This is a genomic window from Mycobacterium sp. 134, assembly GCF_048282715.1.
GTDB classification, from domain to species: Bacteria; Actinomycetota; Actinomycetes; order Mycobacteriales; family Mycobacteriaceae; genus Mycobacterium; species Mycobacterium septicum.
The window spans coordinates 801,500-814,715 of sequence record NZ_JBLVUN010000008.1 but is presented as its reverse complement, the minus strand read 5'-3'; the positions used below and the strand labels follow the sequence as shown (position 1 = coordinate 814,715).

1 protein-coding gene is annotated in these 13,216 nt (G+C 63.7%); it reads right to left on the bottom strand.

Annotation, left to right across the window (positions count from 1 at the left end; genetic code table 11):
• Positions 1 to 1,240: 1,240 nt before the first annotated feature.
• On the bottom strand, positions 1,241 to 13,204 hold the full coding sequence (locus ACNQVK_RS08640) for an amino acid adenylation domain-containing protein (RefSeq protein WP_418034045.1): 11,964 nt from the start codon (positions 13,202 to 13,204) through the stop codon (positions 1,241 to 1,243).
• Positions 13,205 to 13,216: the final 12 nt, after the last annotated feature.

Here is a 13,216-nt window from a genome sequence, read left to right as displayed (position 1 = left end):
CCAACCCACAGCTGACCCGCAGACCGCATTCAAGCAAATCCCTACAAGCATTCATCCAGCGCAAATGCCGGCTCGGCTCCTCGGGTGGGCGGCGACGTCGGTACCACCGAAATCGCAGCTTCCCGCGGGCATGACGCAACGGCTGCGGTCTTCGTTCACGACATGCGGCACGTGGACGTCCGCGCCCCCCGCGAAGCCCCTTCCCTCTCTTCGGCGCATCGTCCAGAGCGCCATGGCGGCAGCAACCCGGGAGTGTCGGCGGAAGCGAAGGGCGACAGTTGCGTCTCCACGGAACGCCCGGCTCCTGACCGGAAGTGTCCTGTTAAATCCCATGTCAACCGGGTGTTTAGCCGAATGGCACCCCTCACCCGCAGAGGTCCAGGTTCCATCGGCGGGTACGAGATCGTGGACCCGATGGGCCGCTCGGCGGGTCCCGAACATCTCTCTGAGCGGAACTTCCCGGCGAGCGGATCAACGACGACTTCCCCCGGCGAGGAACCCGCGACACAGATGTAGTTCGATCCAGCGAAGCGGACGAGCCGACCTCGACGGCCGCGACCGTGCCACACGCCCAGGAGACGACGGCAAATACAGCATTTTCCCAGCGCCTGGCAAAGTCAGCCACAGACACGCAAAGCCCGCCGCGATGCATTGCCTGATTGCAATGGCAACGAACGAGTTAGCCAGATTCATCCGGGAGCCCGCCGAAGGCATTCGTCTGCGTTAATATTTGCGACTGCAAAAGATGGCAAATAATTGCGGTCACATATTCAGCAACGTTATATCAAGATCGAATTCAGCCCACGGGGCCCGCGGAACACGAACCTTGCGGCCCCAGGCCCGACGCCACACCGACCTCGCCGTCCGGTTCGGAAGACGGACTCGCCTTCCGGGATCACACAGTCGCCGACGCCCACCTGCCGGCCGAACCAACCACTGCGGCGCAATTCGTCATGCCGGGACACCTGGCACGGACAAGCACGAAGAGCTGGGAGACCAACCGAGTTCTGGATGTACCCTGCCTGGTGTTCGCCTTGCGAATTCGCGACGAAGAGAAGCTGCTCCAGGACGCGCTGGACGGCGACCAGGACTACATGCAGAAGGTTCCACGTCGCCTGATGCCGGGTATCTGGTGACCGACTTCAGCTCCACCGCAGAGATCCACGGGGGCGGCGAGGCCGTATACCCAGGTAGTCGGGAAGCAGTCTGAAGTCACACGTGATCCGAACGAGCTGAACTTCTAATCGTGCGAATTGGTCTTGAAGTAGTGCCCGTACTGACGCAGTGATGTGGTGGCCAGCATTTCGTAGTGGGAGCAGCCGACGGGATGTTCCGCGACATCGCCGGAAACATATGGGCGCCAGCTTCGTTGCTGATAACGGAATGCGAGCCGGGTCAGCGCGCCGGGACGGCGCAATCTCAATGTGGGAACGGGAATGTTCCTTCGTCGTCCGGCAGAAAATATGACGACGTCTCCGTCGAAGACGTCGGGTTTGTGCTCGAGGAGACGAAGCCAGTTTGCGTTCAGGCTTTGAGCCATGAAATCGATCAGTTCTTTCGGTGGTAACGCAAATTCGACCGACCCGCGTCGACGAAGCAGTTCTTCGGCCTCCTCGTAGGCGAGGGTCCCCCACTTCCTCGGCACGTCAATGTGATTGACCCGCAAGATGTGCTTGAGGACGTGAATCTGCCGCCACGCCGGATTCAGCGAGATGAACCGGTTGGCGCTCACGGTGGGGTCCAGGAGGACCAGTTGTTGGACTTCGCATCCACGGCCTTGCAGCTCCACCGCCATCGCGTGGGCGACGACGCCGCCGAAGGACCATCCCAGGAGTTTGTAGGGCCCCTCGGGGTAAAGAGATTGCAGACGGTCGGCGTAGTTGGCCGCCAGGTCGCGTATGGACGCGGCTTCGATCTCACCATCACGTGGGACTTGATTGAATCCGATGATCGGCCCATCCGAATAGTCGCCCAGAGTTCGATAGGCCCAGCTCAACCCGAAGCCGTCGTGAATGCAGCACCAGGGGATTCCGTGACCTGCTTTGAGGGTCTCGACGGGTATCACTTCGTCCGTACTGTCTTCCCTACCGACGTGCTGGGCCAGGGCGCTGACAGTCGGCGCGTCGAAGACTGTGCGTACAGGCAAGCCGGCATCGAGGCTGGCGTTGACTGCGGCGATCAGCCGCATGGCGGAGAGGGAGTCACCGCCCAGGTCGAAGAAGGAGTCGTCGATGCCGACCTGTTCCAGCCCGAGGACATCGCCATAGATGCCGGCCAGGATCTCTTCTGTCAGCGTGGTCGGGGCGCGGTATTCCTGACCATCGACGTAGTCGGGTGCTGGTAAGGCGCGGCGATCAAGTTTCCCGTTCACCGTCAACGGCAAGCTCTCGAGCACCACCACCGCCGCAGGCACCATATAACCCGGCAACCGCTCAGCCAACGAAGCACGAACCTGAACCGGCTCAGCAGTACCGGTCACATAACCAACAAGCCGCCTATCCCCCGGCCGATCCTCACGCGCAACCACCGCCGCCTGATCAACCCCCACCACATCAGCCAAAACCGCCTGAACCTCACCCAACTCGACCCGATAACCACGAATCTTCACCTGCTCATCAGCACGCCCCAAATACCGCAACTGCCCATCAACACCCCACGACACCAAATCCCCCGTGCGATACATCCGCACCCCAACCCCACCAAACGGACACGCCACAAACCGCGACCCAGTCAACCCACCCCGACCCACATACCCACTGGCCACACCCCGACCAGCCACATACAACTCCCCCACCACCCCAAACGGAACCTCACGCAACCACTCATCAAGCACAAAGAAAGCCGCCCCCGCAATCGGCACACCGATCGGCACCGACTCCGACCCCGCCACCAACGGCGCACTAAACGACGTGTACCACGTCTCGGTCGGACCATAACCATTGACCATCACCCGACCCGGCGCCCACCGATCCACCAACTCAACCGGACACGCCTCACCAGCCACCACCAACGCCGCCGACTCCAAACCCACCGACGACAACGCCGCCGCCGCCGACGGCGTCTGATTCAACACACTCACCCGCTCAGCAACCAACAACGCATGCAAATCATCAGGCGAACCCGCCACCACATCAGGCACCACCACCAACCGCCCACCACCGAGCAACGCCCCAAAAATCTCCCACACCGACACATCAAAGGCATACGAATGCCACTGCGACCACACCCCCGCAGCAGGCAACCCCACATCCAACGACCCCAACAACCCCGTCACGTTGCCATGCGGCACCGCAACACCTTTCGGAACACCCGTCGTCCCCGACGTATAAATCACATACGCAAAATCACCAGCATCGGGCAACGACAACCCAGAACACGACTGACCAGCAATCAACGGATCATCCACATCGATGACATCCACCCCACACACGCGCAACCGCTCAGCCAACCCACCGGTGCTCAGCGCAGTCACCGGCCCGGCGTCCGCAACGACGACAGCGACCCGCGCATCAGGATGGGCCGGATCGATCGGCATATACGCCGCCCCCGACTTGAGCACCGCCAAGATCGCGACAACCGCCTCCGCCGACCGATTGAGCAACAACGCCACACACTCACCAGGACCCGCCCCATGATCAACAAGCAAGTGCGCCAACCGATTCGAAGCCTCATCGAGCTCCCGATAGGACATCGATTTGCCGTCGAAGGTCAGCGCCACCGAGTCAGGCACTCGGGCCACCTGCTGGGCGAACACCTCCGGAATCGACGCCGCGGGGCCGGCGGACCGGGTCAACGCGGCGAGGTTGCCGAGCTCGTCGAGGAGCGCATGTTCGGTGGGATCCAACACATCTATCGACGACAGCCGCTGTGATGGGTTCGCGGTCATCGCCGTCAACACCCGCTCCAACCGGCTGATCAAGGTCTCGACGCTGCCAGCGTTGAACACATCCGTACGGAACTCCACCGACCCGGCAATGCCCGCCGACTGGCCCGCCTCGTCGAATCTCTCGCCCAGGGCGAACACCAGATCCATTCGGGCGGTGTGGGTTTCCGTTGCGATGGGCGCAGCCTGCACATCATCCGACCCCGACGCGGCGGCGGTGGTGCCGGCGGGGTTCTGCCAGGCCAGCATTACCTGGACCAGCGGATGATGTGACAGGCTGCGGGTCGGGTTGAGGCGCTCCACCAACACCTCGAACGGCACGTCCTGATGCTCGAAAGCGGCCAGGCTACGTTGACGCACCTGACCGACTGTCTCGGCGACTGTGGGGTCACCAGCCAGGTCGACGCGCAACACCAGGGTGTTGACGAAGAAGCCGACCAGCTCATCCAGGGCGGGATCACTACGACCGGCGATCGGGAAACCCACCGCCACATCGCTACTGCCAGCGAGCTTCGACAACAACACCGCCAGTGCGGCCTGCACCACCATGAAACTGGTGGCATTGTGTTCCCGGGCGACCCGGGCCACCTGCTGCTGCAACTCTGCCGGCAAGGTCACGTCTACGACAGCGCCACGATGATCGGCCACTGCCGGATAAGGCCGATCCGCGGGCAGCTCGAGGCGATCGGGGAGCCCCGCCAGGGCATCCTGCCAGTAGGCCAACTGCCCTGCAATGCGGCTGTCGGGATCTGACAGCTCACCCAGCTGCTCACGCTGCCACAGGGTGAAATCCACGTACTGCACCGGCAACGGCGACCACTCAGGTGCATGCCCACCACACCGCGCGGCATAGGCGACACCCACGTCACGGATCAGTGGAGCGAACGACCAGCCATCTCCGGCGATGTGGTGTACCACCGCCACCAGCACATGTTCGTTCGCGGAAATATGGAAAAGCCTTGCCCATAAGGGGATCTCGTGGTCCAGATCGAACGGGTGCCGTACTGCCTCCTCAATGGCGTCGGCCAGCCGATCCGCCGACCAACCGGAGGAATCAATCTCGTCCCAGCCGGTGTCGACCTGCTCAGCGGGGATGACCAGTTGCCGGGGGACCCCGTCGACGGCGGGGAACACTGTGCGCAAACTCTCGTGCCGGCCCACCACATCCGCCAATGCGCGACGAACAGCATCGACATCCAACCCGCCGGTGATCCGATATGCGATGGGCATGTTGTAGATCGGTGACGGTCCATGCAACTGATCGAGGAACCAGAGTCGCTGCTGAGCGTACGACAACGGCACCATCGCAGGCCGCTCCATCGGTACCAGCGGCGTGCGCCCACCGGAATCCGTGCCGATGTGGGTGGCCAACTGGGCCACTGCAGGCGCGTCGAAAACCGCGCGCACTGCCAGATCCGCATCCAACGTGGTGTTGATGGCGTTGATCAAGCGCGTCGCCGAAAGCGAGTCCCCGCCCAGATCGAAGAAGGAATCATCGACCCCGACCCGCTCCAAACCCAGAACTCGTGCGTAGATACCGACCAGGATCTCCTCGGTGGGAGTGGTCGGAGCCCGATAGCTGTCGGCGTCGACATACTCGGGTGCGGGCAGGGCACGTTTGTCGAGTTTCCCGTTGACGGTCAACGGCATCCCGTCGACCACCACCACCGCTGCCGGCACCATATAGCTCGGCAGTCGCTGCGCCAGCGCGGCACGAATGGTGGTCGGGTCCGCGGTGCCAGTGATATAGCCGACCAGACGCTGGTCCCCCGGGCGGTCCTCACGAGCCACGACCGCCGCCTGCTCGACCCCGTCCAGATCAGCCAAAGCTGCCTGGATCTCACCCAATTCGATGCGATAGCCCCGAATCTTGACCTGCTCATCAGCACGCCCGAGATACTGCAACTGCCCATCGGGACCCCAGCGCACCAGATCGCCCGTGCTGTACATTCGCGCACCCGGTTGCCCGAACGGGCACGCCACAAACCGCGAGGCGGTCAACTCGGCGCGGCGCATATACCCCACCCCGACGCCGCGGCCGGCCACATACAACTCCCCGACGACACCTGGCAGGACCGGACGCAACCACCGATCCAATACGAACAGCGCTGCCCCTGGCACCGGCGAACCGATCGGCACACCCGTCGATCCAGCCGTCAACGGAGCGCTGATCGCCGCATACACCGTGGCCTCGGTCGGCCCGTACGCGTTGATCATCACCCGACCCGGCGCCCACCGCTGCACCAACTCAGCCGGACAGGCTTCACCGGCCACGACCAACGCGGCGGACTCCAAGCCCTGCGGCGGGAGCATCCCCGCCGCCGACGGTGTCTGGCTCAAGACGCTGACCCGTTCCCTGACGAGAAGTGCGTGCAGGTCTTGCGGGGAACGTGCCACCTCCTCGGGCACCACCACCAACTTGCCCCCGTACAGCAGCGCACCGAAGATGTCCCACACCGACACGTCGAACACCAACGAATGCCACTGCGACCACACGGTTCCCGGCCCCACCAGAGCCGGATCCACAGCGCCCAAGAACTGCGTCACATTCTGGTGAGTGATCGCGACGCCTTTCGGTACACCAGTGGTCCCCGAGGTGTAGATCAGGTAGGCGACGTCGTCGGCAGCGGGCCCCGACAATGCGGTGTTGGGCTGCGCCGCAATACGGGCGTCGGCAAGGTCGATGACGGACAGGCCACCGCCGTTCAGCCGTGAGCGCAACTCAGGAGTGGTGACCGCCGCGACCGGGGCGGCGTCAGCGACCATGAACTCGATGCGGGCATCGGGCACCATCGGGTCGATCGGCACATACGCCGCCCCCGACTTGAGCACCGCAAGGATCGCGATGATCGCCTCGGCCGAATGGTTGAGCAGCAACGCCACGCACTCGCCCGGACCTGCTCCTTGGTCGACAAGTAGGTGCGCCAACCGATTCGATGCCTCATCCAATTCGCGATATGTCCACGAACTTGTTCCGCACACCACCGCCACCGCATGCGGGTCGTGCGCCACCTGTTCGGCGAACACCACCGGAATCGGCACCGAGGCCACCGATTCGGCCAGCACCGCCCGGTTGGCCCATCCATCGAGGCGGGCATGGTCACAGGTACCCAGCAGATTGATCGACGACAGCTTTCCTGCCGGATCTGCCGTCAGGCTTTGCACCACCCGTGTCAGCCGCTCGATCAACATTTGGATACTGGCGGCGTCGAAGACATCGGTGCGGAACTCCACCGACCCGGTGATGCCGGCGGGCTCACCGGCGCTCCAGCGTTCAGCCAACGAGATCGTCAGATCCATGCGCGCAGTCTGAGTGTCCGCCTCCAGCGGCGCGGCCTGCATACCACCCAAACTCGACGGGGCATCTTGACTGTCGTCCTGCCGGGGCAGGTTCTGCCACGCCACCATCACCTGCACCAGCGGGTGACGGGTCAAACTGCGGGCGGGGTTGAGCCGATCGACAACCACCTCGAATGGCACATCCTGGTGCTCGTAGGCTTCCAGGCTGCGCCGGCGCACCTCGGCCAACACCTCGGCGACGGTGGGATCACCATCGAGTTCCACGCGCAGCACCAACGTGTTGATGAAAACCCCGACCAAATCGTCCAATGCCGGATCGCTACGGCCGGCGATCGGGAAGCCCACCGCCACATCGGAACTGCCGCTCAGGTTCGACAGCAGCACCGCCAGTGCGGCCTGGACCACCATGAAACTGGTCGCATTGTGTTCACGCGCAACCCTGGCGATCTGCTGCTGCAACTCGATCGGCCACTCCACAGCCAGACTCGCCCCGCGGTAATCAGCCACCGGCGGGTACGGCCGGTCGGTCGGCAGCTCGAGTCGCTCGGGCAGCCCGGTTAGCGCCTGTTCCCAGTAGGCCAACTGCTCAGAGATCCGGCTGTCCGGGTCGGTCAGATCGCCCAGATGCTCACGCTGCCACAGGGTGTAATCGACGTACTGCACCGGCAGCGGTGTCCAGCCCGGGGCCTGTCCCGCACACCGACTCGCATACGCCACACCCAGATCCCGCACCAACGGCCCGATCGACCAGCCATCGCCGGCGATGTGGTGCACCACCGCCACCAGCACATGCTCGCTGTCACTGACACGGAAAAGTGTTCCTCGCAACGGAGTCTCGACCGACAGATCGAAGCGATGGCCAACGACCTCGCGGATCGCGTTGCTCAGCCGATCGATCGGCCAGCCGGCGGCGTCGACAACCCGCCACCTCAGATCGGCCTCCTCGACGGGTATCACCACCTGCCGCGGCACACCGTCAATCGCTGGGAACACGGTGCGCAACGACTCATGGCGCCCCACCACATCCGCCAGCGCTTCGTCCAGAGCATTGACATCCAACCCACCGCTGATCTGGTACGCGGTCGCCATGTTGTAGATCGCCGACGGACCCTCCAGCTGATCGAGGAACCACAACCTCTGCTGGGCATACGACAACGGAATGACAGCGGGCCGCTCGTGCGGAACCAACGGCTCACGCCGGCTCGAACTCTCGCCAACGCGCGCCGCCAGTTCAGCCACCGTAGGTGCTTCGAACACCTGACGAACCGCGACATCGGAACCCAGACTGGCGTTCACCGTATTGATCAACCGCATCGCCGAGAGCGAGTCACCGCCGAGGTCGAAGAAGGAGTCGTCGATGCCGACCCGCTCCAGACCGAGTACCTGCGCGTAGATCCCGGTCAGGATCTCCTCGACTGTTGTGGTCGGGGCCCGGTAACCCTCGCCGGTGTCGGCGTAATCCGGTGCCGGCAAGGCCCGCCGATCAAGCTTTCCGTTGACAGTCAACGGAATTGCCTCGACCACCACTACCGCTGCGGGCACCATGTAGCCCGGCAACCGCTGCCCCAATGCGGCACGAATGGTGGCCGGGTCCGCGGTGCCGGTGATGTAGCCGACCAGACGCTTATCTCCGGGGCGGTCCTCGCGAGCGATCACCGCGGCCTGCTGCACCCCGTCGACCTCGGCCAGCGCGGTTTGGATCTCCCCGAGTTCGATGCGATAGCCGCGGATCTTGACCTGCTCATCGGCACGGCCCAGGTACTGCAACTGCCCATCGGGGCCCCATCGCACCAAATCCCCGGTGGAGTACATCCGCGCGCCCGGGGCACCAAATGGGCATGCCACGAACCGGGATGCGGTCAGTCCCGATCGACGCGCATACCCGTAGGCCACACCCCGCCCGGCGATATACAACTCGCCCACCACACCGGCCGGGACTTCCCGTAGCCATTGGTCGCATACGAACGCGGCCGCCCCCGGCACCGGCGAACCGATCGGGACGACGTGGGAGCCGGACTGCAGCGGGGCACTGATCGTGGCATACACCGTGGCCTCGGTCGGACCATAGGCATTGATCATCACCCGACCCGCACCAGCCCACTGATCCATCACCTCCACCGCACAGGCTTCACCGGCGACCACCAGCGCCGCCGACTCCAACCCCTGCGGCGAGAGCATCCCCACCGCCGACGGAGTCTGACTCAACACACTGACGTCTTGATCAACCAGCAAAGCGTGGAACTCGTCGGGCGAACTCGCCACCGCTTCGGGCACCACGACCAAGCGCCCACCATGGAGCAGGGCGCCCCAGATCTCCCACACCGACACATCAAAGGAATACGAATGCCACTGCGCCCACACCGCTGGCGACAAATGCCGATCCAGCGACGCCAAGAACTGGGTGATGTTCTGCTGGGCCACCGCCACACCCTTGGGAACACCGGTGGTGCCCGAGGTGTAGATCAGATAGGCGATATCGTCGGGAGCCGGCTCCGGGACCGGAGTAGTGGGTTGGGCAGCGATGCGCGGATCATCAACGTCGACGACGGTGACGCCGCATCCATCCACTCGCCCGACCAGACTTGGGATGGTCACTGCCGCGACCGGTTGCGCGTCCTCCAGCATGAACTGGATCCGCGCATCAGGATGCATCGGATCGATCGGAACATAGGCCGCACCCGCCTTGAGCACCGCCACAATCGACACAATCGCCTCCCCACACCGGGGAAACACCAACGCCACACACCGACCCGGACCAGCACCCACACCAGTCAGCCAGTGCGCCAACCGATTCGACGCCTCATCCAACTCCCGATACGTCCACGACCGCTCGCCGCAAACCAACGCAGACACGTCCGGTACGCGGGCCACCTGCTGCGCAAACACAACCGGGATCGACAGCGGATCCATCGGTGCCGTCAGCACGCCCCGATTGCCGATCTCATCGAGCCGCACATGATCAGCCGCATCCAGCAGATCCAGTGTCGACAACAACTGCCCCGGATCAGCGGTGATCGCCGCCAACACCCGCTGCAACCGCCCGATCAACACCTCAATACTGCCGGTGTCGAACACATCGGTACGGAACTCCACCGTCCCGCCGATCCCCGCCGCCTCACCAGCCTCGTCCCACCGCTCCGACAACGAGAATGTCAAATCCATCCGGGCCACATGAGTATCGACCGACAACGGACTGACCCGAGCCTCACCCAAACTCGACTCCGCCACAGCACCGGCGGTGAAGTTCTGCCACGCCAACCCCACCTGAACCAGCGGATGATGCGCCAACGAACGGGTCGGCTTGAGCCGATCCACCAACACCTCAAACGGCACATCCTGATGCTCCAACGCCGCCAGGCTGCGCTGACGCACCTGCTCCAACACCTCAGCCCCACTCGGATCCCCCGACAGATCCACCCGCAACACCAATGTGTTGACGAAGAAGCCCACCACCGAATCCAGCGCCGCATCACCCCGCCCAGCGATCGGAACACCCACCGCCACATCCGAACTCGAACTCAACTTCGACAACAACATCGCCAACGCAGCCTGCACCACCATGAAACCGGTTGCGCCATAGGCCCGGGCCACCCGGGAGACCTGCTCCTGCAGCTCGGCGGGCCAGTCCACCGTCACTGTGGAGCCACGGTGGTCGGCCACCGATGGGTAAGGCCGATCGGTGGGCAATTCAAGCCGCTCGGGCAGCCCCGCCAGGGCCTGCTTCCAATACTCCAACTGGCCGGCAATCCGGCTGTCCTCGTCCGCCAGATCGCCCAGATAAGCGCGCTGCCACAGTGTGTAGTCGACGTACTGCACCGGCAACGGCACCCACTGCGGCACCTGACCACCAGACCGGGCGGCATAGGCAGCCTGCAGATCAGCCACCAACGGCGCCACCGACCAACCATCAGCCGCGATGTGGTGCACCACCCCGGCCAACACAAACTCATCCCCACCTACACCGAAAAGCCTGGCCTGCAACGGAATCTCAGACGACAGATCAAACGTGTAACCAGCAACAGCCTCGATCGCCTCACGCAGCTCAGCCAGCGACCAACCGACAGCGTCAACGACTTGCCAACCGAAATCAGCCACGTCGGCAGGCACCACCACTTGCTCCGGCACCCCATCGACCGACCTGAACACCGTCCGCAGCGACTCATGCCGACCCACCACATCGGCCAACGCCGCACCTAACGCGTCAGCATCCAAACGCCCGGTGATCCGCAACGCCACCGCCATGTTGTAAACCGGTGACGGCCCCTCCAACTGATCCAAAAACCACAACCGCTGCTGGGCATACGACAACGGAATGACATCCGGCCGCACCTGAGCAACCAACGGCTCCCGCCCACCAGAGCACTCACCAACCCGCACCGCCAACTCAGCCACCGACGGCGCCTCAAACACCGCACGCACCGCAAGATCGGACCCCAGATTGGCGTTGACCGTATTGATCAACCGCGTCGCCGACAGCGAATCCCCACCCAAATCAAAGAACGAATCATCAACACCAACCCGCTCCAAACCCAACACCTGCGCATAGATCCCGGCCAACGCCTCCTCAGTAGGAGTGCCCGGCGCACGGTACTCCTGACCCTTGAGGTAGTCCGGTGCAGGCAAAGCGCGCCGGTCGAGCTTGCCGTTCACCGTCAACGGCAGCACGTCGAGCACCACCACCGCCGCGGGCACCATGTAACCCGGCAACCGCTGCCCCAGCGAGGCACGAACAGCGACCGGATCCGCAGTGCCCGTGATGTAGCCGACCAGACGCTTATCACCAGGACGATCTTCCCGGGCAATCACCGCCGCCTGATCCACCCCATCCAGATCAGCCAGGACAGACTGGATCTCACCCAATTCGATGCGGTAGCCGCGGATTTTGACCTGCTCATCAGCACGACCCAGGTAATGCAGCTGCCCATCAGAACCCCACGACGCCAGGTCCCCGGTCCGGTACATCCGCGACCTGCTCCCGCCGAACGGGCAGGCCACGAAACGAGTCGAGGTCAACCCGCCACGGCGCCAATAACCACACCCCAACCCGGCACCGACCACATACAACTCACCCACCACACCCACCGGCACCGGCTGCAGCGACTGATCCAGCACAAAGAAGCCAAGGTGGGCCAGCGGCACGCCAATGGGACTGACGCTGCCCTCGACATCACTGTCCACAATCTCACGGAACGAGGCATGCACCGTCGTCTCGGTGATCCCATACATATTGATCAGCCGCGTCGAACCCCGGTGACCCTCCATCCAGGAGCGAAGGCGTTGCGGTTCAAGGGCTTCCCCACCGAAAACCACCGTCTCCAACTTCAACTGGCGGCCCAGCTCAACCAACACCGCATCAGCCGACTGCAACGCATAGAACGCCGACGGCGTCTGACTCAACACCGTGACCTGCTCATCGACCAACAATGTGAGCAAATCCTCCGGCGCCCGCGTCACCACCTCAGGCACCACCACCAACCGACCGCCAAACAGCAACGCCCCCCAGATCTCCCACACCGAATAGTCAAACGCCAACGAATGACACTGCGTCCAAACCTGACCCGACAAACCAAGCTCGGCATCAAGCGTGTCCAACAACCCCGTCACATTCCGATGAGTGATCGCCACACCCTTCGGCACACCCGTCGTCCCCGACGTATATATGAAATACGCAACATCATCGGCTGCGGGCCCCGGTAGCGCGGTGCCGGGTTGCGCAGCGATACGTGGATCGCTGATGTCGACGACCCGCATGCCGCAATCGGTCAACCGTTCAGCGAGACCACCCGCTGTCACCGCCACGACCGGTGCCGCATCGCCGAGCATGAACTCGACCCGCGCATCGGGATGCGCCGAATCCATCGGCAGATACGCCGCACCGGACTTCAAGATCGCCAGTATCGCGACGATAGAATCCGCCGAGCGGGGCAACAGCACCGCCACGCTCCGGCCGGGCCCCGCACCCTGCTCAACCAACCAGTGCGCCAACCGATTCGACGCCTCGTCCAATTCCGCATACGACATCGAGCGGCCGTC

What these genes read in the sequence shown, in the direction of transcription:
- ACNQVK_RS08640 (WP_418034045.1), bottom strand. Translation starts at nt 13,204, where the DNA reads ATGTCGTATGCGGAATTGGACGAGGCGTCGAATCGGTTGGCGCACTGG.